Annotated in this window: 23 protein-coding genes; 17 read left to right on the top strand and 6 right to left on the bottom strand. The window is 42.2% G+C overall.

Annotated elements, in window-relative coordinates; all coding sequences use genetic code 11:
* Positions 1 to 376: IS5 family transposase (locus MTX11_RS14790; protein WP_243475444.1), on the top strand; the 376-nt coding region annotated here is incomplete at its 5' end.
* A gap of 431 nt (positions 377 to 807) precedes the next feature.
* Here the strand turns inward: MTX11_RS14790 and MTX11_RS14785 are convergent.
* A complete protein-coding gene (locus tag MTX11_RS14785; protein ID WP_243475443.1) occupies positions 808 to 1,746 on the bottom strand; it encodes a LysR family transcriptional regulator in 939 nt (312 codons plus the stop codon).
* A 118-nt stretch (positions 1,747 to 1,864) separates the two neighbouring features.
* Here MTX11_RS14785 and MTX11_RS14780 point away from each other — a divergent pair, with 118 nt between their 5' ends.
* The 5 genes from MTX11_RS14780 (at position 1,865) to MTX11_RS14760 (ending at position 8,230) form a co-directional block, all read left to right on the top strand.
* Positions 1,865 to 3,193, top strand: a complete 1,329-nt coding sequence (locus MTX11_RS14780) for an MFS transporter (protein WP_243475442.1) — start codon at positions 1,865 to 1,867, stop codon at positions 3,191 to 3,193.
* 31 nt (positions 3,194 to 3,224) lie between these two features.
* Positions 3,225 to 4,748, top strand: coding sequence for a M81 family metallopeptidase (locus tag MTX11_RS14775; RefSeq protein WP_243475441.1), 1,524 nt, complete (start codon positions 3,225 to 3,227; stop codon positions 4,746 to 4,748).
* Between the two features lie 329 nt (positions 4,749 to 5,077).
* Positions 5,078 to 6,301: an efflux RND transporter periplasmic adaptor subunit gene (locus MTX11_RS14770; protein WP_243475440.1), complete on the top strand. Its 1,224-nt coding sequence runs from the start codon at positions 5,078 to 5,080 to the stop codon at positions 6,299 to 6,301.
* Positions 6,298 to 7,521, top strand: coding sequence for an ABC transporter permease (locus tag MTX11_RS14765; protein ID WP_004646197.1), 1,224 nt, complete (start codon positions 6,298 to 6,300; stop codon positions 7,519 to 7,521). Before MTX11_RS14770 ends, MTX11_RS14765 begins: the two co-directional genes overlap by 4 nt.
* Positions 7,514 to 8,230, top strand: a complete 717-nt coding sequence (locus MTX11_RS14760; protein ID WP_004646198.1) for an ABC transporter ATP-binding protein — start codon at positions 7,514 to 7,516, stop codon at positions 8,228 to 8,230. Before MTX11_RS14765 ends, MTX11_RS14760 begins: the two co-directional genes overlap by 8 nt.
* Positions 8,231 to 8,559: 329 nt before the next feature.
* Here the strand turns inward: MTX11_RS14760 and MTX11_RS14755 are convergent, their stop codons facing one another.
* Positions 8,560 to 9,060 carry a Dps family protein gene (locus tag MTX11_RS14755; protein ID WP_004646199.1) on the bottom strand — a complete coding sequence of 167 codons (501 nt, stop codon included), beginning with the start codon at positions 9,058 to 9,060 and terminating at the stop codon, positions 8,560 to 8,562.
* A 758-nt stretch (positions 9,061 to 9,818) separates the two neighbouring features.
* On the opposite strand from MTX11_RS14755, the gene katE reads away from it, so the two are divergent.
* From katE to MTX11_RS14720, 7 genes are all read left to right on the top strand, one after another.
* Positions 9,819 to 11,942: a catalase HPII gene (katE, locus tag MTX11_RS14750; protein ID WP_243475439.1), complete on the top strand. Its 2,124-nt coding sequence runs from the start codon at positions 9,819 to 9,821 to the stop codon at positions 11,940 to 11,942.
* 69 nt (positions 11,943 to 12,011) lie between these two features.
* On the top strand, positions 12,012 to 12,221 hold the full coding sequence (locus MTX11_RS14745; protein WP_005247038.1) for a hypothetical protein: 210 nt from the start codon (positions 12,012 to 12,014) through the stop codon (positions 12,219 to 12,221).
* Positions 12,222 to 12,273: 52 nt separating this feature from the next.
* The gene (locus MTX11_RS14740) at positions 12,274 to 13,257 is read left to right on the top strand and encodes an acyl-CoA dehydrogenase (RefSeq protein WP_243475438.1); all 984 of its coding nucleotides are present in this window, start codon (positions 12,274 to 12,276) and stop codon (positions 13,255 to 13,257) included.
* Positions 13,245 to 14,030 carry a PIG-L deacetylase family protein gene (locus tag MTX11_RS14735; protein ID WP_243475437.1) on the top strand — a complete coding sequence of 262 codons (786 nt, stop codon included), beginning with the start codon at positions 13,245 to 13,247 and terminating at the stop codon, positions 14,028 to 14,030. Before MTX11_RS14740 ends, MTX11_RS14735 begins: the two co-directional genes overlap by 13 nt.
* Positions 14,020 to 14,634: a class I SAM-dependent DNA methyltransferase gene (locus MTX11_RS14730; RefSeq protein WP_243475436.1), complete on the top strand. Its 615-nt coding sequence runs from the start codon at positions 14,020 to 14,022 to the stop codon at positions 14,632 to 14,634. The genes MTX11_RS14735 and MTX11_RS14730 overlap by 11 nt, the downstream gene beginning before the upstream one ends.
* Positions 14,631 to 15,344 (top strand): glycosyltransferase family 2 protein, encoded by a 714-nt coding sequence (locus MTX11_RS14725; protein ID WP_243475435.1) that lies wholly within the window; start codon positions 14,631 to 14,633, stop codon positions 15,342 to 15,344. The genes MTX11_RS14730 and MTX11_RS14725 overlap by 4 nt, the downstream gene beginning before the upstream one ends.
* A 205-nt stretch (positions 15,345 to 15,549) precedes the next feature.
* Positions 15,550 to 16,794 carry an MFS transporter gene (locus tag MTX11_RS14720; RefSeq protein WP_243475434.1) on the top strand — a complete coding sequence of 415 codons (1,245 nt, stop codon included), beginning with the start codon at positions 15,550 to 15,552 and terminating at the stop codon, positions 16,792 to 16,794.
* A 25-nt stretch (positions 16,795 to 16,819) separates the two neighbouring features.
* Here MTX11_RS14720 and MTX11_RS14715 read toward each other — a convergent pair whose 3' ends face one another.
* From MTX11_RS14715 to MTX11_RS14705, 3 genes are all read right to left on the bottom strand, one after another.
* Positions 16,820 to 18,253 (bottom strand): trehalose-6-phosphate synthase, encoded by a 1,434-nt coding sequence (locus tag MTX11_RS14715; RefSeq protein WP_243475433.1) that lies wholly within the window; start codon positions 18,251 to 18,253, stop codon positions 16,820 to 16,822.
* Positions 18,210 to 19,091: a trehalose-phosphatase gene (gene otsB, locus MTX11_RS14710; RefSeq protein WP_243475432.1), complete on the bottom strand. Its 882-nt coding sequence runs from the start codon at positions 19,089 to 19,091 to the stop codon at positions 18,210 to 18,212. Before otsB ends, MTX11_RS14715 begins: the two co-directional genes overlap by 44 nt.
* Before the next feature lie 1,030 nt (positions 19,092 to 20,121).
* Positions 20,122 to 20,316, bottom strand: coding sequence for a hypothetical protein (locus MTX11_RS14705; protein ID WP_044111243.1), 195 nt, complete (start codon positions 20,314 to 20,316; stop codon positions 20,122 to 20,124).
* 525 nt (positions 20,317 to 20,841) lie between these two features.
* On the opposite strand from MTX11_RS14705, the gene sbmA reads away from it, so the two are divergent.
* The 3 genes from sbmA (at position 20,842) to MTX11_RS14690 (ending at position 24,658) form a co-directional block, all read left to right on the top strand.
* Complete coding sequence (gene sbmA / locus MTX11_RS14700; RefSeq protein WP_004279349.1) at positions 20,842 to 22,035, top strand: peptide antibiotic transporter SbmA; 1,194 nt, start codon at positions 20,842 to 20,844, stop codon at positions 22,033 to 22,035.
* Positions 22,036 to 22,723: 688 nt separating this feature from the next.
* Positions 22,724 to 23,704, top strand: coding sequence for a hypothetical protein (locus MTX11_RS14695; protein ID WP_243475431.1), 981 nt, complete (start codon positions 22,724 to 22,726; stop codon positions 23,702 to 23,704).
* 465 nt (positions 23,705 to 24,169) lie between these two features.
* On the top strand, positions 24,170 to 24,658 hold the full coding sequence (locus tag MTX11_RS14690) for a hypothetical protein (protein WP_243475430.1): 489 nt from the start codon (positions 24,170 to 24,172) through the stop codon (positions 24,656 to 24,658).
* A gap of 19 nt (positions 24,659 to 24,677) precedes the next feature.
* On the opposite strand, the gene MTX11_RS14685 is transcribed toward MTX11_RS14690, so the two are convergent.
* On the bottom strand, positions 24,678 to 24,899 hold the full coding sequence (locus tag MTX11_RS14685; RefSeq protein ID WP_005107594.1) for a hypothetical protein: 222 nt from the start codon (positions 24,897 to 24,899) through the stop codon (positions 24,678 to 24,680).
* A gap of 312 nt (positions 24,900 to 25,211) precedes the next feature.
* On the opposite strand from MTX11_RS14685, the gene MTX11_RS14680 reads away from it, so the two are divergent.
* Positions 25,212 to 26,384, top strand: coding sequence for a hypothetical protein (locus MTX11_RS14680; protein ID WP_180088465.1), 1,173 nt, complete (start codon positions 25,212 to 25,214; stop codon positions 26,382 to 26,384).
* The last annotated feature ends 79 nt before the right edge of the window (positions 26,385 to 26,463 follow it).

Genomic DNA, 26,463 nt, shown 5'->3' with positions numbered 1-26,463 from the left:
TGAGCAGATTGACTCTGTTTATACCGATGGAGCTTATGACACCAAGCAATGCCGTCAGGTCATTGCAGATCGGCAAGCGCATGCGGTGATTCCACCTAGAAAAAATGCGAACCCATGGAAAGATACAAAGAGTAGCTCGCTAGAACGAAATGAATTACTTCGAACAGTTAAACGTTTAGGCAGGACACTATGGAAAAAATGGTCAGGCTATCATCGGCGAAGTTTGGTAGAAACCAAGATGCATTGCATTAAATTATTGGGCGATAAACTGAGTGCAAGGAGCTTTCAAAGCCAAGTGAATGAGATCCATGCACGTGTAGCAGTCCTTAACAGATTTACGGAATTAGGTCGACCACTTACCCAAGTTACGCCTTAAATTTGGCTCAATTAGGGGCGCTTTGCATTTCAAATCTTTGTGCAACAAAGCCAAACGAATGTATAAATGATGTGTGCTGAAATAATATGGCACTTTCACTTAGGTATCCTGAGTAGGAAAAATCCTGAGTTAAACTCCCATTTACACGGGAATTTTTTGTACACAGCTTGTACACTCAAAATCACTGAAGTGTTTATATGTAATGCAGTTAAATATACTTTGCCACATTTTTTGCCACACTTTTTTAATCTCTATCAAATAGCATCAAATTGAAAAGCTTTAAATACTTAATTTACAAGGGTTTATGTTAGATTATTATTGATAGAGTTGAACTATAGTGAGTTCAACTCCCGCCACCTCCACCAAAATTCTTGTTATAAATCAGCCGCTTATTTAAGTGGCTTTTTTATTGCCTAAATTTTATAAGCAATTTAAAAGAGCAAATCAAAACTAGAACGAATACGCTCAATTAATAAATGTTTCGACTCTGACAAATGGGTATTTTTGCGGACCATCAATTGGGTCTGAGCCGTGTTGCACAGCTCGGAATCAATAGTTAAGGCAACGGCCTGACCTTCTTTAACCGCATCTGCGATATCTGCATAGCGCATGGCGGAAATCCCATGTCCAGCCACCACATAATTTTTTAAGGCATAAATAGAATTGGTGGTCAGACCAATATTCAGGTTCACTTGTAAGCGCACCATTTCACTGTCGAGTAGCTGACGGAAACCATGCCCTACGGGCATTAAGGCAAATTTATAGTCTGAAATTTCGGAAAGACAAATGCGATGCTTGAGCTTGGCAAGAGGATGATCGGCAGGAACAGCCAGAATAAAAGGTTCTGTTTTATGGGCAATGGTGCTGATGTCTGTATGAAATGGAGGATTATACGCCAGTCCAATATGCGCCAGGCTGTCCACAATATGTCGTACCACATGCTGGGCACTCATTAATTCTAACTGGATTTCAAGATTTGGATATTTATGATGCACATGTCGAAGTACATCATAAATCATATGTTGCATATAACTTTCACTTGAAACAATGTTCACTTTACCAAGTTGAGAAGATTGCAGCTGAAATAAACTGTCAAATAATTCATTTTCACGATTTTTATTTTCCTTGAAATACTCAAGTACCAGATAGGCGGCTTCAGTCGGAATAATATGCCGTCCCTTACGTTTGAACAGGTTTATTTTTAATTCTGATTCAAAGAGTTGAATTTGTCGGCTCATGGCGGACTGTTCAATATTCAGGATATCTGCCGCTTTGCGCATCGAACCGAACATCATCACCGTATAGAAATAACGCAAACGTTTTTCATTGATTCCGTTCAGTGGCGCAAGGAATTGCAAGTTTCTGTCCATAAAAACTCTGATGCCTTAAAAGCATCAGTATGCCGAATAAATTACATTGTTATCAAGTCAGGAGCATGATTACATGGATTTTGAACAATAAGAAGATCTAGATAAAAAGGAGTTTTAGATGGATTTAATGACCTCCCATCAGCAACGGTTAAACCAGATTTACAAGAAAGTAAGCTGGCGCCTGCTGCCATTTTTATTGCTATGTTATTTCTTTGCTTATCTGGACCGGATCAATATCGGATTTGCCAAGTTACAAATGCAGCAGGAGCTGGGCTTTAACGATGCAATTTATGGCATGGCCGCCGGCATATTCTTTTTAGGTTATGTCCTGTTTGAAGTGCCAACCAATCTGTATTTTGAAAAAGTCGGTGCCAGAAAAACCATTACCCGCATCATGATTTTGTGGGGCCTGACCTCCATGTCGATGCTATTTGTCACCACCCCGCAGATGTTCTATGTCTTACGCTTTTTGTTGGGTGTATTTGAAGCTGGTTTTGCCCCGGGCATGATTTTCTATCTGACCTATTGGTATTCCGGTGCACGCATGGCACGTGTCATGGCGATTGTCATGCTGGCCGGGCCGCTCGCTGGCATGTTAGGTGCGCCGTTATCGACACAAATCATGATTACTTTCCATCAGATTTATAATCTTTCTGGCTGGCAATGGTTATTTTTATTAGAAGCTGTGCCGACCGTGCTGTTGGGCTGCGTAGCATACTTTTATTTAACTGATCATCCCTCACAAGCAAAATGGCTATCTCAAGAGGAAAAAGCCTTATTGGTAAAAGAAATTTCACAGCATCAGTCTGCAACTGGTCATAGCAATTTTAAAGCGATGTTAAAGGATCCTTGGATTTATTTCATGGCCTTGGCCTACTTCACCATTATCTGTGGCATCTATGCGATTGGCTTCTGGCTACCATCTTTATTGAAGTCGGGCGGTATCCAGAATTTGCAGATGATTGGCTGGCTGGTGGCGATTCCATATTTATGCGGCGCAATTTTCATGATCATTTTTGCCCGCAGCTCGGACAAATGGCAGGAACGGAAATGGCATTGTGTAGTGCCGACGGTATTGGCTGGAGTCAGCTTGATGTTGTCGGTGATCAGTGCGAATTTCCTGCTGTCCTTTATTGCGATCTGTACCGCAACGGCCTTTATGTTTAGTGCCTATACCATTTTCTGGTCGATTCCATCGAAATACTTAAGCGGCAGTGCGGCAGCAGGCGGAATTGCCCTGATTAACAGTATCGGATTACTCGGTGGTTTTGTCAGTCCCAATATTATGGGCATGGCGCAGTCAATGACCGGTTCCATGCTGGCAGGCTGGTTCACGATTGCTGTGATCATGATGCTCGGTGGCGCTTTCCTGATTTATGCCTTCAGACTGAAAAAGCAAGCTGTGCCTCAGCAAGCAACACGCACCGCTTTAATCGTCGATAAATAATCAATCATGCAGCATAGGAAGGATTCAAGATATGAAGAAAATCATCATTGCAGGCTTTCAACATGAAACCAATACCTTTGCCCCAACCAAAGCAAGCTACGCCGATTTTGTCCAGGGCGGGGGATTTCCGCCACTCAGCCGCGGCGCAGATATCCTGAAATTTCGGGAACAGAACATTCCGATTGGCGGTTTTATCCAACAAGCAGAACAATTCGGTTATCAACTTTTTCCGGTGATCTGGGCTGGCACTTCACCTTCAGCGCATGTAGAGCAGGACACTTACCAGCGGATCTGTGATGAAATTATTGCAAGCATCCAGCAGCATCCTGCAGATGCGGTGTATCTGGATCTGCATGGTGCTATGGTCAGTGAACAGGTGGATGATGGCGAAGGCGAATTGTTAAGACGGGTTCGTGAAGCAGTCGGGCCGGACACTCCGGTGATTGCCAGTCTGGACTTCCATGCCAATGTCACGCAAGCGATGTTTGCCCATAGTGATGTGCTGATTTGCTATCGGACCTATCCGCATGTAGATATGGCTCAAACCGGACAACGCTGTGCCCAAGTGCTGTATCAAATATTCCGGGGTAAAAAGCTGTACAAGCAAATGTATAAGCTGCCGTTTTTGATTGCACTGAATGCACAATGTACCGAGCTGGAACCTACCCAGTCTTGTATGAATTTACTTGAACAGCTAGAGCAAAATAATCCTGTCCAGATGAATTTTACGCCGGGTTTTCCAGCGGCAGACTTTGCCGAATGTGGTGGTTGTATCTGGGGTTATAGTGAAAACGCTGAGCAGTTAGATCAGGCTATGCAACGCTATATCGCCCATGTGCTGCAACAAGAAGCGCATTGGAATATGGATTTCTTATCACCAGATCATGCCGTGCAGCAAGCACTTCAACTTTATCAACAGCATCATTCGACCAAACCTGTGGTGATTGCAGATACTCAGGATAATCCGGGAGCTGGTGGCGATTCGAATACAACCGGGATGTTATCGGCGCTACATCGACATCAAGTTAAAAATGGATTGATTGGCCTCATCGTAGATCCTGCGGTGGTGCAACAAGCATATCAGCTTGGGCTTGGTCAGCATTTTTATGCGCAACTGGGTGGAACATCGGGTATTGTCGGGGATGCCCCATTTAGCGCTGAATTTAAAATCAAAGCCTATAGCGATGGAAAATTCAGCTATGGCGGACCCATGATGCATGGCGTTGAGGCGGATATCGGCCCGAGTATATTACTAGAAATAGACGGTATTGAAATTGCAGTCAGCTCTTACAAAGCCCAGTTGCTCGATCGTAATATGTTTAGAATTTTTGGTGTTGTGCCTGAAGATAAATCAATTATTGTAGTGAAAAGCTCGGTACATTTTCGTGCAGATTTTCAGGACATGGCTGCTGCCATTTTAGTCGCAAAAGCGCCTGGGGCCATGAAAGCAGACCCGAATGACCTGCCTTGGCAAAAGATTGAGCCTGATAGACGACTCGTGCCAATGGGCGAAAGTCTGGCGCAGCGTGATCAGCCATTGCGTCGTACGGTCTAATATTTAACTAATATTCAATTAACACCCAAACGATTGAACAGGCAAGCTCTATCATGATCTAGCCTGTTTTTTGATCACATCTCCATTTCCTTAAACTTAATACAATTTTCTGTTACTTGATTCCGTGTCTGGATCTGCCATAGATGAACTTGACTGACACCGACTTAAGCTAGCTCAAAAAAGTGGACAGGAACTCAACATTCTTTTCAAACTCAACAAAATACCTATAATTCCAATTAGAAACTTGTTGTAAATTAAACCTTAGGAAAAAAACAAATACAGTTTTGACTTTCTTATTTCAAATTAGACGAATCAACCGGAGATTCTCATTGCGCGCTGCCCGCTATAAAATTTTGCTCATTATCGTATTGCTACTGGCAGTAGGGTTTGCTCTATTTCGCTGGTGGCAGGGGCCAGTGGTGCCTAGTTATACGCTGAGTGCCATGCCGCTGGTACAAAATGTTGTTGCGACCGGACGTGTTGCGACAGTTTCACGTGCCCAGGTAGGCAGTGAAATTAGTGGTGTGGTTCTGCAACGTTTGGTGCAGGAAGGCGATCAGGTCAAACCGGGTGATCTGCTAGTGGTATTGAAATCGGATGAATTGCTGGCCCAAGTCAGACAGGCCGAGCTGGCATTGACCGAATTGGCAAGCAGCCGACGGCCACAGGCTGCAGCAGAACTGGCCAGTGCCAAAGCTCAGCTGGAACAGGCCAGCCGAGAAGCAGCACGTAGACGTAATGCAGAAGCCGGCATCCTGTCGAGGGAAGAAGTCGAACAGGCTGTGGAAGCAGAAAGAGTCGCGCGCAATAATTATGAGACAGCCCGGGTAAAAGCAGGCGCATTGGCTGCGGGTCAAGTCGAAGAAGCGTCGCTTCGGGAACAGCTGGCGGTGGCACAGGCGCAACTGGCCAAAACCAAGATTCGAGCGGCGGTCGCCGGTACAGTATTGACACGCGATGTCGAGCCGGGTGATCTGGTTCAGCCGGGACAAACTTTATTTACCATTGCGTTAACAGGGAATACAGAAATCCGGGTACCGCTAGATGAGCGGAATTTACCGCAACTGGCCTTGCAGCAAAATGCCACCGTAATTAGCGATGCCTATCCGGATCAGTCTTTCCCGGCCCGGATTAACTTTATTGCACCAAGTATCGATCCACAGCGAGGTACGGTAGAAGTCAGGTTAACTGTCAATCCCGTACCAGATTTTCTGCGTCAGGACATGACGGTATCGGTGAATGTCGAGACGGCCAAACGAGCACGGGCTCTGGCTATTCCGAATGATGCTTTAAGCAGTATCAAGGGAGATAAAGCCGTGGTCTTAATGGTACGTGATGGAAAAATACAGCGTCAGCAGATTACTTTGGGCTTGCGTGGCCTGGCCATGTCAGAAGTGAAATCCGGGTTGAGCGAGGGTGATCAGGTGTTGGTAGATGCAGAATCTTCATTGGAGGATGGCACCAGAGTTCGCTTAAAACCACACCAGAGTTCATTACAGAATTCTGCTGATATGGCCAATAGTAAAAATGAATTACCGGTGAACTTCGATTGAAAAATTTATTCGGGCGGCTCTGGATCGAATGGAAAATCGCGGTCAGTTTTTTGCGCGAGGGTCGCGCGCAGTCCATCATGATCACCATCGGGGTTGCCGTGGGCGTAGCGGTGATCGTCTTTATCACTGCGTTGATTCAGGGGCTGCAAGCCAATATTGTTGAACGAACCTTAGGTACACAGGCTCATATTCGTCTGCTGTCACCGGATGAAGTCAACCGGATTGTGTCACCTCCCGCCGGAACAGTGCAATTATTGCAGGAAGACAAACGGGCACAGCGCCTGCGTTCGATTAACAATTGGCAACAGATTACCGAAACACTAGACCAGTTGCCTGTACTGACCTCCGTCTCGCCGGTGGTGTCGGGGCCAGCTTTTGTACAACGTGGTGATGCGATCGAATCCGTGGCCTTGGTCGGGATGAATTTAGAACGTTATCAGCAGATCATTCCATTAAAAGAATATTTAATCAGTGGCCAGTTGCGGGTCGGCGCGGATGATGTACTGATTGGCAGTCAATTGGCCAAAGACCTCGGTGTTCAGGTCGGCAGCAAGTTGCGACTCGATACTGGCCAACAGAACAGTGCCTTGGTGAATATTGCCGGTATCTTTGAGCTGGGCGTGCGCGAACTGGATGCGCGTTATGTTTATCTGGATCTCAAGCAGGCGCAGTCCTTACTCGGCCTGCCAGGCGGAGTAACAGTCATTGATCTGACCATTGCCAATATTTTTGAAGCAGACCAGGTTGCAGCACAAGTCGGACGCCTGACCTCATTAAAAGCCGAAAGCTGGATTGAAACCAATGCCCAACTGATGAATGCCATTACTGCACAAAGCCTGTCCACCAATATGATTATTGTCTTTGTCGCAATTTCGGTGGCTTTCGGGATTGCCAGCGTCATGTCCGTCAGTGTGGTGCAGCGCACCCGGGAAATTGGTATTTTGCGGGCGACGGGTGCAACCCAATCGCAAATCCTGAGAGTTTTTCTGTTTCAGGGTGCAATCTTTGGCTTGCTCGGTTCAGTGCTGGGCAGCATAGTCAGTTATGGTCTGGTATGGGTATTTAATAATTTTGGGCCGGGATTATTCTATATTCCAATTTCGATTGAACTGGTGATATTGGCACTATTGTTGGCCACATTAACAGGCGTACTGGCGGCAGCAGTGCCATCACGTCGGGCCGCGGCACTCGATCCGGTGGAGGCGATTCGTCATGTCTGAGCAATCTCAGGAAGTTCTGCGTCTGGAAGCGCTGCGAAAATCTTATAATATTGGCCAGCCCAATGAAGTGGAGGTCTTGCATGGCATTGACCTGCGCATTGATCGCAACGACTTTGCTGCACTTATTGGCCCTTCCGGTTCTGGAAAAAGTACCTTACTGAATATTCTGGGACTGCTAGATAAACCAACGAGTGGCGAGCTGTATTTGTTGGGACAACCTACCAGTGCGATGGATGATACCGGCCGTACGGCGCTGCGCGGCAACAGCATCGGATTTGTATTTCAGTTTCACCATCTGATTCAGGCATTTAGTGCACTGGATAATATTCTCATGCCTTTAATGATGGCGCATGGCAAACCTAATCAGCAGGCAATGCAACGCGCACGTGATTTACTAGCGGCAGTGGGACTGGAAAAATTTGCCGAGCGTAAACCGAATGAATTGTCCGGAGGACAGCAGCAGCGGGTGGCCATTGCTCGGGCCTTGATTACTGAGCCGGCATTATTATTGGCCGATGAACCGACAGGTAATCTGGATACCCAGACCGCGGCTGATATGTTTGAACTGTTTCGTAAAGTGCATCGTGAACGCGACTGCGCCGTACTTTTAGTCACGCATGATCCGCGCCTGTCTGCCACTTGTGATCGTACCATCAATCTGGTCGATGGCCGGATTGAAAGTGATTCGAGCAATTCTCCTCAAGATTAAGCTGTACTGTAAGGAGCCAGGAGGGCTAATTTTTTGAAGCGATCGAAAAGATATTTCAGATTTATAGCTTTCAAAAAATGATAGCCATATATGAGATTGAAATAATCTGTAAACAATCTGTTTGTTAAAAAAGGATGTATGCGATTGCCTACATCCTTAAATTTTGATGGTTTAATTTTAATGATCCTGACTTTTAGCTTGATCTAATCATTGAGTGCCGATAAATCCCTCTAATATAAACGTCAGGATGAAGCCGAACTTTAATGGCACTACCGCAAGTTTCCATTTCATCCTGTGAATAAGCCTGATTTCAAAGATTCGATCCGATTTTATTGTTCCAGATTGCTTCTCAGCATCCAGGCAGTTTTTTCGTGTACTTCCAGTCTTTGCGTGAGAATGTCAGCGGTCGGCTGATCATTGGCTTCTTCAATGATCGAAAAAATACTTCTGGCGGTACGTGCCACAGTTTCATGTGCATCTACCAGTAAACGTATCATTTCTTCAGCTTTAGGTACACCTTCGACTTCTTTAATGGAGGTGAGTTTTACAAACTGTTTATAAGTGCCGGGTGCTGCAAAACCTAGAGCACGAATACGTTCAGCAATGATGTCCAACGCATTCCATTGCTCGGTATATTGAGTCATAAACATGTTGTGCAGGCTGTTGAACTGGGGGCCGGTGACATTCCAGTGGAAATTATGGGTCATCAAATACAGGGTATAACTGTCTGCTAAAAGTCTGGATAAACCATCGACAATTTTGGCGCGATCATCATGCGAAATCCCGATATCAATTTTCATTGCTTTAGATTCTTTTTTAGAAGAGGCCATGCTCTTACTCCTTCAAACTTAACGCGATACGGTGTATTAAAATAAAGTCGGATGTAGTCGAAGCCCGAGCCAAGAGATGAAATGATCTCTATGACTTTGTATTTGATCTAACAGGCTAAGAGATTTAAGTGGTTATAAGTTATAGATATTAGATCAATATAAAGGCAGGAAGTTTAGTCATTATGTATAAGCAGGGCGCGGGATTGTAACTATTTAAATCTGTCAAGTTCTGACCATCTTCAGCGGTAGCACGTTAATTTTTCATAGCAAATTGAACTTCTAAAAAGTCCTAATCATTTCAGGATTGAAACATCGTTTTGGGTTATGACGCTTATTTTTGAGCAAGATCACATATCACCATACTGAATCTTTATTTCGAAATATCTCTGTGAAATTTTAATATTTTATTTTAAATAAATAACTTAGATAAAAATTTAAATCATAAATAAACCCGAAATTTATAAAAAATAACACAATGCTGCCTTAATTAAACAAGGCACTACAAACAATAATAAATCTCTTTCTCAAATGCAGTTATGTTAGGACACAGGCGAAACCAATAACAATATTCCCAGAAAAGCAAAAATGCTTCGAGTCAGCATATTCAGAAGAAATATGAGGCTGATACAGGATCGGATGTAGCAGATTGACTTGCGGGATGAGTTTGATTGGTCAAACCATGCAACATATCAGCTCAAGCGACTTTGAGATAGACCAATAATATCTGAACTAAACTCAAGCTCAGCAAGGAATACATCATGAAAATTAAGGCCAATAGCCCCGCGACTGGTAAAGACGGTTTAGACAAACAAAATACCAATAAAAAAAGTGAGCAGCTCGACGCATATCGCAGTGATGCGACCGAGCAGGCACTCACTACTAATCAAGGGGTTAAAATTTCCGACAACCAGAACAGTCTCAAGGCAGGCGTTCGCGGTGCGACCTTGATCGAAGATTTTATTCTTCGGGAAAAAATTACCCATTTTGACCATGAGCGAATTCCAGAACGTATTGTGCATGCCCGCGGTGTCGGCGCACATGGCTATTTTGAGGCTTATCCGGGGAATGAAAAACTGACCAAGGCAGGCTTCCTGACCAATACCAGTGTGCAAACGCCAGTATTTGTGCGTTTTTCTACCGTACAGGGCCCGCGTGGTTCAGCAGATACGGTACGTGATATTCGTGGTTTTGCGACCAAGTTTTATACGGATGAAGGTAATTTTGATCTAGTGGCGAATGATGCGCCGGTATTCTTTATTCAGGATGGGATCAAGTTCCCGGATTTTGTACATGCAGTCAAGCCTGAACCACAGACCGAGATTCCTACCGGTGCATCTGCACATGATACTTTCTGGGATTTTGTCTCATTAGTGCCTGAATCTGCACATGCGGTGATGTGGGCCATGTCGGATCGGGGCATTCCGCGTAATTTAAGAGCCATTCAAGGCTTTGGTGTGCATACTTTCCGTTTTATCAATGCCGAGAATAAAGCGGTTTTTGTGAAATTCCACTGGACCCCAAAACAGGGTCTCGCCCAACTGGTGTGGGATGAAGCACAAAAACTGGCAGGTAAAGATCCGGATTTCCATCGTCGTGACTTATATGAAGCGATTGCCTCCGGTAACTATCCGGAATGGGAGCTAGGTGTACAGGTGGTTCCAGAAGAAGATGAGATGAAATATGACTTTGACCTGCTGGATCCAACCAAGATTATTCCGGAAGAGCTGGTGCCGGTGACACCGATTGGCAGAATGGTACTGAACCGTAATGTGGATTATTTTTTTGGTGAAACCGAGCAAGTGGCATTCTGTCCGGGACATATTGTGCCAGGACTGGATTTTACCAATGATCCATTATTACAAGCACGTCTGTTCTCCTATACCGATACTCAGCTTAGCCGTTTAGGTGGTCCAAACTTCCACCAGATCCCAATTAACAAGCCGGTTTGTCCATTCCACAATAACCAGCGTGACGGTTTACATCAGCGTATTGTACATACCGGTCAAGCCAGTTATGAGCCGAATTCGATTGACAATAACTGGCCGGCTGAAACTCCGCCCGCAGCACAAGGCGGTGGTTTTGAAAGTTATCAGGAACGTATTGATGGACACAAGATCCGTCAGCGTAGCGAATCTTTCAGTGATCACTTTAGTCAGCCCCGTCTTTTCTACCGCAGCCAGACGCCGCATGAACAGAAGCATATTGTCGATGCCTATGTCTTCGAGCTGAGCAAGGTGGAGCGCAAATATATTCGTGAGCGTGAAGTGCTTGAAGTGCTCTGCAATATCGATCTGGACTTGGCACAGCAGGTGGCTGACCAATTGGGCATTGAAATTCCGGCAGAGAAAAAAGCTGCGAAATTGCCAGAGGTGCAGGTTTCACCACGCTTATCTTTCGAGGCATTCAAACCTGAAGATATCAAAGCACGAAAAATTGCCCTACTGGTACACGATAAAGCCAATGAGGCCAGTATCAAAGCTGTTCAAACCTGGGCAGAATCAGAAGGGGCTGTGGTCGATGTACTGACCCCAAATCCGGGCCCGGTACTGGGTCAGCAAGGCGAGGTGATTCCTTCCGATGGTATGCAAAAAGCAGAACCATCCATTGCCTATGATGCCGTGGTGATTGCTGACGGTGATAATTACGATGTGGTAATGAAAGACGGTGTGGCGACTCATTATCTGCTGGAAGCCTACAAGCATTTAAAACCAATCGTGTTCCTGGGTGATAAAGGCAAGCTGATTGAAGATCTGCGTTTGGTTAGCGATGAAGGAACTCTGGCAAATGGACAGTTTGAAGCAGTACAAGATAGCTTCAAGACTTTAATCCTAAACCATCGTGTCTGGACGCGTGAAGCGATTGCGGAAGCGATTCCTGCCTAAACGATTCAATTTATGTTAGAGGATAGAGGCTAAGGCTTCTATCCTCATGGTTTTAAAATGGATGAAGAGATGGTAAGACTGGATGTCAAAAAGTTGTTGGCTCAAGCACAACAAGCCAAATGGAGCAGAGAACAGGACATTTATCTCATTGAACATAATCATTTGCCTTTAGCTGAACTAATGCAGCAACTCTGTTTCAATGAAGAAGAGATTAATGCACGGCGTAAGGTACTAGGGCTGACCACACGTTTAAAACAAATGCGCAAGCTTTCTCATTAACTGACTTTAAAAACACAACAACATTATCCGTATTTTATGAGGAACCGCATGCATGAACCTCGGTTCAATATTACAAAGATTTGAAAATTCTCCTCTGGAGCTACAAGAAAAAATTCAGCACACTTTAATGGAACTGGTGGCGATTTCCGAACAGGTGCCTTATCCCGCTTCCGGAGCGACCTTAAAACGCTGGCAGATACTCAGCCAGGTTTCAGCCAGCAATCTGACCCTAGGCAAATTGTTTGAATCCCATCTGGACGCCTTGGCCATTTTGCATGAACTGAATATTCCGGTAGAACAAAAAGGCTTATGGGCAGTATGGGCAGCAGAAGGTGGCCCCAAACCTTTAACATTGCAAGCAGGAAAGCTAAGCGGAATTAAGCCTTGGTGTTCTGCATCGGTCTGGGTGCAACACGGTCTGCTGACTCACCGTGATGAGCAGCAACAATCCCAATTACTGATTCTAGATTTGTCACAAGAAGGCATTCAGCATCATCAGGATGCCTGGCATGCAGTGGGCATGCAGCATACCTTGACTGCCCGGCTTGAACTGGATCAGGTTAATGCGGAAAAAGTCGCAGCTCCAAATGCCTATCTGGATCGGCCCGGATTCTGGCATGGCGCCGCAGGTGTGGCCGCGTGCTGGTATGGTGCAACCGTGCGTTTGGCTGAATATTTAAGACAGGCAGTATTGTTAAAACCGCATGCCTATAAGGCCATGTATCTCGGTGAAATTAGTCGGGAGCTTTTAGCGACACAGTCCTTATTTTATCAAGTTGCTGCATTGATTGATCAGCAACCGCAACACGCACATGAGTTAAAGATTCGTAGCCTACGTGCTCAGGTGGAAGCGACTGCCTTAAATGTACTAACTCATGTAGGTAAGGCACTTGGTGCTGGGCCGTATTGTGAGCATCCGCATTTCGCTCGGCTTGCAGCAGATCTTCCGGTATTTATTCGTCAAAGTCATGCTGCATTTGACTTGGAGCGGATTGGCGAGCTGACTGCACAGGAGGAACAATTATGGACGTTATAAGACATGAGATTGTAGGGGATCGTGTCATCCATGGCGAAGGTACACGGCTCGAAGAATGGCGTTCCTGTCAGATTTTGCAACAGATGTCGGAGTTCGATATTCCTAAGGTTATTCCCCTAGATGCAAGAGTCTGCATTATTGCCCCTCATCCTGATGATGAAATTTTGGGCTGTGGAGGCCTGATTCAGCATCTGGACAAATTGGGCTATCAGATCGTACTTTTTGCCGTTACCAATGGGACAGCCAGTCATCCCGGCTCTAGTCTGTATACTCCCGAAGAGTTGAACCAGATTCGTCCTGCTGAAACGCGAGCAGCTTTAGAAGCGTTACCTTTAAAACAGAATATCTTGCGGATCGCTTTAGATATTCAAGATGGCAAGGTGGCCGAACAGCGGGATGTGTTGCAACAGCATCTGCAATCTTATCTGCAACCGAATGATGTGTTAATTAGCACATTTGTTCATGATGGACATCCAGATCATGAAATTACGGGGCAGGTCACACAGCAGCTGGCCACTGAACTTCATTTGCCCTGTATTCAGGTCTTGATTTGGGCATGGCATTGGGCAACACCTGGAGATACCAGAATTCCCTGGACCGTCGCTCATCAACTCAAATTAACTGAGGAAGAATTACAATATAAGTCTCGAGCTGCACGGTGTTTTAAGAGCCAGATCGAGCTTGATCCGACGATAGATCAATCACCGATTCTGCCAGAGCAGGCATTACAACGTATTTTACAGCCCTGGGAGGTGTATCTGTATGAACAGTAAAGCAGCCTATGATCAGGAATATTTCGATGCCTTATATGCACTGAATCAGGGAGATCCCTGGCAATATGAACAGCGTTGGTATGAACAGCGCAAACGGCAGATTTGTCTGGCGATCTTGCCGCACTTTCAGTTTGACTCCGCGATTGAGATTGGTTGCAGTAATGGCATCTTTAGTCAGGAACTGGCGCGGCGGACAAATAGCTTAATGTGTCTGGATGCCAATAATACTGCGATCCATTTGGCGCAGCAGCGTTTACAAGCTTATCCGCATGTACAGGTGTTACAGCGGATCGTGCCAGATGATTTGCCCGAACAGAAATTTCAGCTCATTGTCGTCAGTGAGATTTTATATTATTTGAACCCGATTGCTCTGCAACAGGTGCTGACATGGCTGCATACTGCACTGGAACCGGGCGGATGTATCTTGAGTTGTCATTGGCGCGCGCCAATCTCGGGATTTAGCCTAAATGGTGAAGATGTCCATCAGTATCTCAAAGCGCATTTAAACTATTCCCATCGTTTAAGTTTGCAGGATTCCGATTTTTTGATAGATCTCTGGCTGAATTCAGCGCAATCCGTAGCAGAGCAGGAGAGCTTAAGATGAAAAAAATCGGTGTGGTGATTCCGGCCTGTAATGAAGAAGCCTATATTGAACGCTGTCTGTTAGCCTTAAAATCAGCACAAACTTATTTTTTTCAATATTTTAAAACAATAGAAAATCTTCCTGAAATCCAGATTCTCGTGGTCTTGGACCATTGTACTGATAGCACCGCCGTTAAAGTTCAGCAAATGGGCATTCCGGCTATGAGCTGCGACTTCCGAAATGTCGGTAAGGCACGCCATTTGGGGATTCAGCAAATGATCGAGCAGGGCTGTGACTGGATTTGCTGTACCGATGCCGATTCATACGTACAGTGTGACTGGTTTCAGATGATGTTACAGCATCAACCCACCGATGCGATTTGTGGTGTGGTCGAGCTGGATCAATGGGATCATTTAAGCCGGAAAACCCGTCAGGCTTATCTCCGACATTATCAGGACAGCATGGGACATCGGCATGTTCATGGCGCAAACCTGTGTTTTAAAGCTTCGGCTTATATACAGGTCAATGGGTTTCAGCAACTGGACTGTCATGAAGATGTCGATTTCATCCGTCGTTTAGAAAAAGCCGGCGCGCAGATTGTCTGGTCGAATCAGCTGAGAGTCACTACCAGCAGTCGTCTTAGCTCAAAAATTGCTGCAGGTTTTGCACATTTTCTACAAAAACTTGAGCTTAAGCAGGCCGCGAAAAAACCGATCAACCTATGCAAATAAAAGCATAAAACTATAAATTTTATACAATCAGATACTTGTAAAAAATCTTAAAATTAGTGTCTAAAAACTATTCCATTTAAATTTATTCTGTTTATAATTCACGCAAATTTAGCCCCGCAAACTTATACATTCTAGCTATAAGTCTGTGGGGTTTTTCTATGGATGATCGGTAATGGATGCCTGAGCCTTCTTTTTTGGTAATACAATGTTCAATCAAACACTGCTTTCTCGAATTCAGTCTCCATCACCATATCTATGGCAGAAAATAGCGACTGCGTTGTGCTTCTTTAGCTTGGGCTTTAGTACTGCGGCTTGGGCACCCTTAATTCCATATGCACAGCAGCGCCTGTTATTAAATCATGCTGATTTTGGCCTGTTATTGCTGTGTGCCGGGATTGGTTCAATGCTGGCGATGCCACTGGCCGGCCGACTGGCCAATGCCTTAGGTTGCCGTACTGTTTTAGCCGTAATTCTCAGTGCATTTTTGTTCATTCTGCCTGCTCTGGCTTATAGTCCGAATCATTTAATGATGGCCATCAGCCTGTTTTTCTTTGGTGCCAGTGCCGGGGCTTTGGGCGTGACTGTCAATATTCAGGCTGCACAGATTGAGAAAAAACTCGGTAAAAGTTTAATGTCGGGTTTTCATGGCGTGTGTAGTTTAGGTGGTCTGGCAGGCGTACTGGGCATGACCATGTTAATGGGACTTGGCTTGGCGCCTTTAACCGGTGCGGTGATTGTCAGTGTAATTTTGCTGCTTATTGCCTTATTCGCTGTTCCTTTAAGTTTGGGTGCTGAGCCAAAAACAGCGGTAGAAGACACATCATCAGAACAGCCAGTGAAAAAAGCAGCGCCGACCTGGGCGATTTTAGGCATTGGTCTGATCTGTTTTGTGGCTTTTCTGTCAGAAGGTGCAGCTATGGACTGGAGTGGTATTTACCTTGCTACTGAGTTCAGTCTGCCTGCTGCGCAAACCGGTCTGGCTTATAGTTTCTTTGCGGGTTTGATGGTGTTGGGACGTTTTAGCGGTCACTTGATTATTCAGCAATTTGGTGAAAAAAATACGATTCTGTTAAGCGCACTATTGGCTGCAACCGGTTTATTGACCGTAGTATTTGCGCCAGTCTGGCAAGTAGTGTTGGTGGGTTATGCGATTTTAGGTTTAGGTAGTGCCAACATTGTACCGTTAATGTTTTCCCGTGCAGGACGTCAAAAAACTTTGGCTTCACATGTGGCATTGTCTTATGTATCGGTATTTGCTTATACAGGTTCATTGATTGGACCGGCATTGGTCGGCTTCGGCAGTGAAATCATCGGATTGAGCTTAGTATTTAGCGTCATTGCGATTGGTCTATTGAGTATTGTGATTTTGAATCATCTCACTGCAGACCCAAACGAAGTACAACAAAGCGAAGAGATTGTGGCTCCTCTTCAAAACGAAACACCAGCTTAATGCTGGTGTTTTTTTACTTAAAAATTTAGGCATGTACACTGAACTGGTTTGAAGCTCCTGCAGCCAAGGGACGATAGATCCGCAAGCTTTGTGAGTTTTTCAGGTCAGTGATAAACTGATCACGCCAGCGAATAATATCGAAATTTTTCAAGCCTTGGCTTAAATAACGATAGCGCTCTAAACGTTCTGATTTAGACATACGTAGCGCTTTCTTCAAGGCTTTGGCCATACTGTCATGCTCATAAGGATCGACCAGTAAGGCTTCTTTCATTTGTTCAGCAGCACCGGCATATTTAGAAAGAATCAAGACACCCGGATCTAAAGGATCTTGTGCAGCAATATATTCCTTGGCGACCAGATTCATGCCATCCCGGATCGAATTTACCCAGCAAATATCAGCCTTACGATACAGTTGCATCAAGGCTTCATGACCCAAGGTGTCATAGCTGCAATCAAAGGGTAACCACTCCGTTGTGCCATGCTGGCTATTGAGTTCATGCACGGCAGATTTAAATTGCGTATACAGGTTCTTATAGGTTTTTACATCCAGTCGGCATGGGCAGGCAATTTGTAATTGCTGGAATTGATTTTTAAACTCCGGTTGATCTTCCAGCAAGCTCTGCAACGATCCGATTTTCTCCAATAAGCCTTTACTATAATCAATCCGGTCAACTGAAATGATGGTTTTATAAGGCTGCACTGTATCCAGATCAAAGGGAAGCTTTTCCAGATGGGTATCTGAGGCCTGATTCTGTAGCTGCACAGGATGCACACCAATCGGATAGCATTTCACATGAATCTTTCGAGATTGATAATTCAGGATTTCATTGTGACGATGCTGCACTTTTAAGGTCTGTTCAAGGAAATTTAAACAGTTTTCCTGATCGCGAGAGGTCTGTAAACCCAGTACATCGTAGTTGGCTAAATGATGTGCCAGATCGCGATGAGCGGCTAAAGTCTGCCAGAGCCTTAGTTCAGGAAAGGGAATATGCAGGAAAAATCCAATACGGTTACGCATGCCCAGTTTACGGCAATAATGTGCCACGCTTAAAAAATGATAATCATGGATCCAAATGATGTCATGTGGAGATGCCACCTGTTTCAGGTGCTTGGCAAAACGCAAATTGACATCCTGATAGATCTTAAAATCCTGCGGCTGATAATCTACAAGTTGATGCTGGTCGTGCATCAGCGGCCACAATGCATTGTTGGCAAAACCACAATAAAAGCCTTGATATTGGGATTCAGTCAATGGACTCGTGTGATATTCAACATTTTGATGCTTCAGGATTTGAAACTTCTGCTCTTTCGTCTGGTCAACTCGGGATCCATTCCAGCCAACCCAGATACCGCCTATATCCTGCAAAGCATCCTGCAATGCCACCGCTAATCCACCTGCCTGTGTATTGTCTGACTTAGGTAGATTTACACGATTTGATAACACTATGAGTTTCGACATGTAATTTCTCCAATAATAATTGTTGTTGTGCTTTCAGTATTTCTAAAAATTCTGCTAGAAAAGCCTGTACTTGAGTCACGTTTTCGAGGCGATGTTGTGCCACGGTGTTGCCTGTACCGACTTTGATAGAGCAGCCTTTGAATGTGTTGATGACTTGAAAACCGGCTTCGTCGGTCAGGTCATCTCCGATAAAAATGGGGTAATGATCACTTAAGTGATATTGCTGAATGATTTGCTGGATGGCTGAACCTTTATTTGCCCCTTTGGGCACCAGTTCGAATACAAACTTTCCAGCCTTAAGTTCAAAATCCTGAAAATGAGTAAGACAATTCAAGGCAAATGCATGCACTTGATGCTCTAAATAGGGATGTTCACGAAAATGCAGGGCGACTGAATAGTCTTTAATTTCTATTCGAGTCTGAGGAATATTATTACTATGTTCTGTAATATAATTTTTTAATAATTCAAACTGTTCAGGATTTAAATCAATTAACTTGCTTAAACGCGATTGATAGCTTAATTCCAGACCGTGAGAACCGGCAATATTCCAGTCAAATGGATAAATAAGTTTTTGGGCTTGTGCAATTGAGCGACCGGTCACTAATATTAGCTGAATATATTGTTGTAACTCTTTTAAGGTATTTAAGGTTCCGCTCTTAATTATACTTTTTGCTGGATCTGGGTGGAATTCAGAAATGGTTCCATCAATATCAAGAAATAAAATAAGTTTGTGAGAATAAATAATAGGTTTGAGCTGAGTTAAAATCACTTGAGGTAATATATAAGAAGATGTAGCAAGTGAATCTTCTAGGTCTTGATCTTCTTTTAGAGTCGACATAAATACTACCTAAGCCTCTGAAATTAAATTGGTTTAAAAGTTAGAATTACCTGAATGGTCATTGATCTGATTAAATTTATAACATATTTCATTTAACAGACTGGCTTTAAGTGCAGAAACGAAACACTTTTAACAAGTACAGTTACTTTGTAAGATTTAGAAATATTTTGGTAGAAATCCAGTATTGTTAATAAATTTTAAAAATAAATTATAAGGATTTTATATTTTAAAGTTTTCTTGGATTGATTGTTTTTCAGGGTTTTAGATAATAAGATTTATTATTTGATCGTTATTTTTGAATGTGTATTTTGTAATTAATTTTTCAGAATATAGTATTTATTATTAATTTGTATTTTATTTTTTAAATATAATAATTTAAATAAATTTATAAATTGGGCATATATATAATTAAAATTTTTAGCTTAAGTTTATGAAAGTTAATAATTTTTAAGATTGGCTAAGCTGTCTTAAAAGGAAAAAATACTAAAATTGTCTAGAGGGAAATTTCGTATTATTAAATTTTCCTGGGACCAATTGCAGAGCTATACAATTTAAACAGCCTCTTAATTTAGCATCTCAGATTATTTTTTAATTCTTATTGATAAATTTTATCAGAGGATAAAAAATCGAAGAAAGATGAACGCCAGTTCTATGACTAAACTCTGAAAATAACTTGAATATTCTTTTTTTTGAATCGAAGCGTAGGTATTAGATGAAGTTGAGCTAAACAGAGAGAAGAGATGTAAAGGTGTCATCGTAAGGACAGAGTAGATACAAAAGACCGAAAACAGATCATTAGTGATCTTACATAGGTTACAAAACTAAATGATGTTTCAATTAAACAGAATTTTTTGCTCAAATGGATATGAGCCAATTTAAAATCAGTAAATGATGACAGAAGAGGAAAGAAATAATTTTTTGAAAAAATAATAAAAGAGCAATCAAAGTGGAGAAAAGCTAAGGGTCGTATCCTATAAGTTAAGAAACCCAACTCAGATACAACCCATCTATTTGCATAAGAGAAAAATACTCAAATTTCTCGCCACACTTCATTTTTGTCTTTTAAAGGAATGGTAAAGTTAAAGTCATCATCATTACTGACCAGAAGACTGGTTGGAGTCTGCATCACCACTTTCAAAACAGTACCTGCTTCAAAACTAATAGGGGCGCAGTTTTCTTTTTCTAGAGTCACCGGTTTAAGTAATTCAATTACCGAACTTTCCATAGTTTTTTCCAAAATAAGATTACTTTTCGATAATTAAATCATAGCATAATTTTCGAAAATTTAACCGTTTCTTCAAAAACTGAGAACTTGATCAATGACTTATTCAAATAGGAGAAGTACTCTAGTTTGATAAAAGATACTCAGGAGACGTGCAGTATGCCTGATGTTCATCCTGTTCTTGCAATGCTCGCAAGTATGAATTTCTTTTACATAAACCCGACAGATAACAGGCATAAAAAAGTCTATCAAAATAACGAAAGGTCAAAAACATGATGATTTTTCTGTTTTTTGATATCGCTCGGCTAAATGATAAAAATCGAGAATATAAGGAAAATCATAACGCAGAGCTGAATGATAAAAATAAGTTTCTAGAGACTTGATATCCTTCTATCCTTTTTTACACTAAATTGAAAATTAATGCTTTATAACAGTAAAAATCTAAAATAAGAATAAACTAGGCGTCATTTGGATGACCAAGAGACAGTCATTTGGATGACCAAGAGACATAAGGAGAACTGGGTCGGTATGTTTAAGTCATTTTTCCCGCAACCCGTCTGGTTTTTTAGCAGCCTGATTTTATGGTTTATCATTAATCTTGTGCTTTGGCATAGTGGCGGATCAGGATGGGGAACCTATCTGGGTTTTCCTGAAAATTATTTTGATGAAAAGCTTACAATCGGTATCGGGCGTTTCTGGTCAGCTCAATTCATCTGGTTTTATCTCTGGTATTTCATGGCAACTACGATATTTGCGCTGTTCTGGCAATGGAAAGCCGGACACCGATGGCAGCGCTGGTCGGTCTGGGGCTCGGCATTTATTCTGTTTAATATCTGGTTCGGGGTACAGGTCAATGTCGTATTAAATGAATGGTATAGTCCGTTTTATGATCAGATTCAACAAATGCTCACGAAGGGTGGTGGGGATGTTTCATTGCTGTATCAAGGCGCATTAACCTTTATTTATATTGCGATGGTTTATGTCACTTTAGCGGTATTTAACCTGTTTTTTGTCAGCCATTATGTCTTCCGCTGGCGTACCGCGATGAATGATTATTACACCGCACATTGGGAGCAGTTACGTCATATTGAAGGTGCATCACAACGTATCCAGGAAGATACCATGCGCTTTGCCAAAACCACGGAGCAGTTAAGTGTTTCCTTGATCGAAGCGCTGATGTTGCTGATGGCATTCCTGCCGATCTTATATCAGCTCTCTAGTCATGTGAAAGTTTTACCGATTGTAGGGGAAATACCGCATGCTTTAATGTGGGCCTCGATCGGCTGGGCGGTATTGGGTACGGTCATTTTAATGGTCGTGGGAATGAAATTGCCCGGACTGGAGTTCAATAACCAGAAAGTTGAGGCAGCCTATCGTAAAGAGCTGGTCTATGGCGAAGACTATGCTGATCGCGCACATCCGCTGACATTACAAGAACTGTTTAGCCGGGTACGCTGGAATTATTTCCGGTTGTATTTTCACTATGCTTATTTCAACATGGTTCGGATCTGGTACTTGCAGTTAGACAATATTTACGGATTATTTATTCTGTTTCCAAGTATTGCAGCAGGGGCAATTACTCTTGGTTTGATGATGCAAATCCTGAATGTATTTGGCAAAGTGCGGGAATCTTTCCAGTATCTGATTCTGTCTTGGCCGACGATTATTGAACTGATGTCGATCTATAAACGCTTAAAAGCATTTGAATCACATATTGATTAATTTTTTCTCATATTATTATCCTGCTTTATCAGCCAAACAGTTTTAGGTTTGGCTTTTTTTAGGGCGAGTTAATTTACAAAATCCAATGGAAAATATCGATCTGACCGTTGGTCAGATGACTTGGGTAAATCGTGTCAGAACCTCCCAATATTGGGGTATTCAGATATTTTTTTCTTGTCTAAAATCCTAAGGGCCAGTCAAGATGGCGTTTAATTTCCGATGGTTTGACGTATAAAAATAACAAATGTACGTTGAGGAAATTATTCTTATGCTGATCTTGTTCAGGCAATGTTATAGCGGATAAAAGGTAAATTTATTACCCATTATAATAAAGGTCTGTAGCGTTCCCTGAATAAGCCGCCGGAGAAGGACTCACCGCTTTCTTCGGTTTCTTATGTGTTTTTTCTATCTTTTTCTTGAGTCCTGAATGGAATTGTTTATTATTTGAACTGATTTAAAAATGATACTTGTGTCAATTTTTATCACATGAAGCTTGGCATAATCAGCAAAGTTGAGGCTGATATGTGCCTTTTTACCATTTAAATATTATAGTTATCAATATCTTGTGTTTGTTGTTTTGTGCTATTTAAGCTATGTTATACGGGATTTTGGGGTTGAGATATTTGCTGTGAAGCTAAAAGTAATAATTCTAATAATAGGGGCAGCAGCTTTAGCTGGATGTAATAGCGTGAATCGGTTGAAATCAGAGGTGTTACATCCTTTTGCCAGTCCGGAAGAACTAATTGCCAAACGGGCTTTGAATCAACGTGATGGTAGTGCAAAAGATTATGTTTATCTTTGGGGACAAGCTCAGAAAAATAATACGACTCAGGCCATGTATCCGCGTTCGATACTGACGCAATATTGTCATGAACAGGGCGGTAAATTTTCACTGCTGTATAAAAGTAATTTTAGTGCCGTGGCAGATGTTGCCCAACGCAAACGCCTGATTGCCAATCGGGGTGTTGTACAGGGTAGCGGTGCCTATCAGTGTCGTATGGATGACCTGACTGAAAGCTGGATTGTCTCGATTGAGCCAACTTCTGAACGACAAGTTGATAAATCTAGCCAGACGCGTAGTGTTCGACTACTCACCCAGGTCATGAGTCCTTCTCAAGCAAAAAACTTTTATCGTCCAACTAAAGCCAGGGTTGCTTTGGAGCAAACCAAACCTGCATCGATAAAAACTACGACTCCTCCTAAGACTCCTGCCGCAAAGACGACAAATGAACTGAAGGAATCAGCACGTAAAGAACTGGAGAAGAAAGAATTAGAGCGAAAGGAATTAGAAAGAAAAGAGTTAGAGAAAAAAGAAGCAGAGAAAAAGCAGCTAGCAGCGGCATCAGCTCGAGCTACGGTAGCAGAAACACCGCAACAAAATCAGATGAAGATTTATGTGGCAGCGCGACGTGATATTAACAGTGGCAAGAATCTGAATAATGCCTGTAACAACGCCCAGCGTGCCTATAACTATGGCAAATTGCAGGGCACAGAGGGAACACGTGTCTATACTGAATCAGGGATGCTGGTTGCACGCTGTCTGAACAGTATTCCGGTCTATGCCAGCCGTTTCCCGAATGCTAAAGCTCAATCCAAGCGGATTTTGCAGAATTTGGCCAATAATTATAATCATGCCGGAGCCAAGAATCTTTTGAGGCAGTTAAAATAAGCACAGGATCAAAAGACTTAATCCAAAATCCGTATGATCCTTTTAACCATCGAGAAGATAGGCGCAAAAATCTGCTCGATCCGACGGGAGAGAGCAGACGAAAGCCGGCTTGGTTTTGTAGGGAGATCACGTGACCCGAGAATCTCCTTCCGTGATGTCGGATGAATGAATAAAAATACGATCAAGACGAAAAAAGGACAAGTCCCCACAGTATGATGCTGTGAAATATGTTGTTATTCATAATTATAAGTTTTTATTTTTATTGTTTTAGTCTAAATCATAGCGCTAAGTTTGACTGATCAATATCCTGACCTGATGAATAGCAATATGGACATCAGAGCGATCATCCAAGTGTTGTAAATCTGAGGCAAATTTTACAGATTTCTATCAATTTATTGCCCTGTTCCATGCTACAACTAACTGGTTTCATATCATTGGCCGGACATCGAAGAACAGGAAATTATGATGGCACATAAATCTTTTACAAAGCTTCGTACGTTTTTAATAAGTGCAACATTATTAAGTGTAACTCAGGTGACATTGGCTGGTCCGACAGTCAACCAGCTCAGTGACTGTTTGATGAAATCCACCACAGTCACGGATAAAACTACCGTCTTGCAATGGACCTTTGTGGCTTTAGGTAATCATCCGGACTTAAAGGCTTTTAGCAATGTGACCGCGAGTCAAAAGGAAGCATTAGACAAGAATCTGGCGACGGTGTTGCAGCGCATTTTAGTGGAGCAATGTTCAGCACAGACCAAGGCGGTGATTCAGGCTGAAGGTTTGCAAGCGGTTGGAGATAGTTTTCAGGCTTTAGGCAAAACCACAGGCGAGGAAATTTTAAAGAATCCGGAAATTAATAATCAGCTCAAAGGTGTGCTGCGTTATATCGATTTGAATCGTGTTGCACAGACTTTTTTAACCCCAGATTTGTTGAATAAGTTGGGACTATAAGGCGATAAGTCATGAGGCTTTATTTGAAGATGCCTGCAATAAGTTTAATTAGCCAGTAAATGGGAATAAAAATAAGTTCTAGCCCATCTGCCCAATCAGATCCTCTTTGACGTTTGGAGGTATCGCCTTTAGGTTCTGTGATCTTTTTTCGCCATTTGGGATAGATGAGCATGATGACGATCACAAGCACGAATATGCCAATGAAAGCTTGAATGATGGTAAGTAATAGTTCAGGTGTCATTTTTGTTTTTCTATTAGTTAGTTTTTTGATTTTATAGCATAAAAGTAATCCTCTCCCTAACCCTCTCCTTTAATAAAGGAGAGGGAACTACGCGTATCCAATTAATCACATGACAAAGTCTCCCTTTTCTAAAGGGAAATTTAGAGGGATTAGGGAAGCTGGATACGTCCTAAGTCTTCAAGTTTGGTGATGGAGGATACTTTTTTAATGGTCATGTTATTTTACGTTGAGAATTATCACTTGAATAAAGTTGGAAAGATTTTATAAATTAACATGTTATACCGTCATAATTAGAAAAGTGAGAGTTTTTCCTTGAAATTAGATGAAATACAGAAAAATATCGAAAAAATTTCAATAGAAAATTGGAATAAATCATTTGGTGGAACCGCTAGTTCAGAAATAGCAAATAAAATTGAAATTGATAATTCAATTGTCATGCGTGCTATGGAAGATTTAGTAGCTGCGAACTATGGGACTATCAATGCAAATGTCGAATTGTCTCAAATATCAATAGACTCAGAAACGAGAGAATTTGAATTTACTCCGATTAAGGTGCATATATATTTTCCTTCAAAGCAGATGCTAGAAGAATTTTTTTACTCTAGTGATTTAGTTAGAAAAAGTATTCCAGAGTATAAGAAAAGATTATATCTAGGAGCTCATCAGTTATCACAGGTACTTTTTGATGAATCTGTATTAGCTCGATATTTTGATTATCCTGAATATTATGAACTCGATGATTCTAGATCAGGTGGGCATATCTATATTTGTTCTGAAGAAACACCTGAAGAAAGATATATCCATGTTAGACATGGTAGAAAAGCATTAGCAAATGGAAAATCAGCCATTGTTGCCATATATAAAGATTTGGCTAACATGAGCGAATTTGAACAAAGATATTGGCATTCGCACGAGCTTAATATCCATGAATTAGATTTTCTCCCTAATGACGAAGCCTATGAAAAATTCTTTAATAGAAATTATGAAGGTGCGTGGGTGAACTATACTGATGAATTATCAGATTTAACTAACAACTTAGAGTCATTAAACTCACTGTTTGAGAATAATATTTTTAATAAAGTACAAAATATTTATTGCCGTCCTCCAGTCGAAAATACTCAAAAATCTTATTTTGATAGTTGTAGTGAACTCTTTAAATTAGTTGGACCAGATAATATTAATCAGAAAACTTTAAAAGATTTTCTTAGAAATAATAAAGATTGTTTAGATAAGGATTTTGTATATGAATCAGGACGAGATATTAGTAAGTTAGAGTTATTAGGATTGTTTGAAGAAAAAATAGGATCTTCAAAAAAATTAACCAAAGCAGTACGTCTTTTGCAAAAAGATAGAACAGAAGCCGATCATAAAATCATTGAGTCAAAAATTGCTAGAGAAAACTTATCAGAACAGTTTTTTAATCATGTAGAAGAGATTAATGCCAACATTAAAGAAATTATTGAAAAAATAAAAAACCCGCTCTAAAGGAGGGCGTTCAAAATTCTGTGTCAGTAAATTTGACTAGATTTTAATTATATCATCTAATCGACCTTCAAAGTAAATG

It is taken from the genome of Acinetobacter lwoffii, from assembly GCF_022809915.1.
GTDB lineage: Bacteria > Pseudomonadota > Gammaproteobacteria > Pseudomonadales > Moraxellaceae > Acinetobacter > Acinetobacter lwoffii_M.
This window is presented reverse-complemented; position numbering and strand designations above follow the sequence as displayed.

Excerpts from the sequence above, each read along its gene's own strand:
- MTX11_RS14785 (WP_243475443.1), bottom strand. The coding sequence starts at position 1,746 with ATGGACAGAAACTTGCAATTCCTTGCGCCACTGAACGGAATCAATGAA.
- MTX11_RS14780 (WP_243475442.1), top strand. The coding sequence starts at position 1,865 with ATGGATTTAATGACCTCCCATCAGCAACGGTTAAACCAGATTTACAAG.
- MTX11_RS14775 (WP_243475441.1), top strand. The coding sequence starts at position 3,225 with ATGAAGAAAATCATCATTGCAGGCTTTCAACATGAAACCAATACCTTT.
- MTX11_RS14760 (WP_004646198.1), top strand. The coding sequence starts at position 7,514 with ATGTCTGAGCAATCTCAGGAAGTTCTGCGTCTGGAAGCGCTGCGAAAA.
- MTX11_RS14755 (WP_004646199.1), bottom strand. The coding sequence starts at position 9,060 with ATGGCCTCTTCTAAAAAAGAATCTAAAGCAATGAAAATTGATATCGGG.
- katE (WP_243475439.1), top strand. The coding sequence starts at position 9,819 with ATGAAAATTAAGGCCAATAGCCCCGCGACTGGTAAAGACGGTTTAGAC.
- MTX11_RS14745 (WP_005247038.1), top strand. The coding sequence starts at position 12,012 with ATGGTAAGACTGGATGTCAAAAAGTTGTTGGCTCAAGCACAACAAGCC.
- MTX11_RS14740 (WP_243475438.1), top strand. The coding sequence starts at position 12,274 with ATGAACCTCGGTTCAATATTACAAAGATTTGAAAATTCTCCTCTGGAG.
- MTX11_RS14735 (WP_243475437.1), top strand. The coding sequence starts at position 13,245 with ATGGACGTTATAAGACATGAGATTGTAGGGGATCGTGTCATCCATGGC.
- MTX11_RS14730 (WP_243475436.1), top strand. The coding sequence starts at position 14,020 with ATGAACAGTAAAGCAGCCTATGATCAGGAATATTTCGATGCCTTATAT.
- MTX11_RS14725 (WP_243475435.1), top strand. The coding sequence starts at position 14,631 with ATGAAAAAAATCGGTGTGGTGATTCCGGCCTGTAATGAAGAAGCCTAT.
- MTX11_RS14720 (WP_243475434.1), top strand. The coding sequence starts at position 15,550 with ATGTTCAATCAAACACTGCTTTCTCGAATTCAGTCTCCATCACCATAT.
- MTX11_RS14715 (WP_243475433.1), bottom strand. The coding sequence starts at position 18,253 with ATGTCGAAACTCATAGTGTTATCAAATCGTGTAAATCTACCTAAGTCA.
- otsB (WP_243475432.1), bottom strand. The coding sequence starts at position 19,091 with ATGTCGACTCTAAAAGAAGATCAAGACCTAGAAGATTCACTTGCTACA.
- MTX11_RS14705 (WP_044111243.1), bottom strand. The coding sequence starts at position 20,316 with ATGGAAAGTTCGGTAATTGAATTACTTAAACCGGTGACTCTAGAAAAA.
- sbmA (WP_004279349.1), top strand. The coding sequence starts at position 20,842 with ATGTTTAAGTCATTTTTCCCGCAACCCGTCTGGTTTTTTAGCAGCCTG.
- MTX11_RS14690 (WP_243475430.1), top strand. The coding sequence starts at position 24,170 with ATGGCACATAAATCTTTTACAAAGCTTCGTACGTTTTTAATAAGTGCA.
- MTX11_RS14685 (WP_005107594.1), bottom strand. The coding sequence starts at position 24,899 with ATGACACCTGAACTATTACTTACCATCATTCAAGCTTTCATTGGCATA.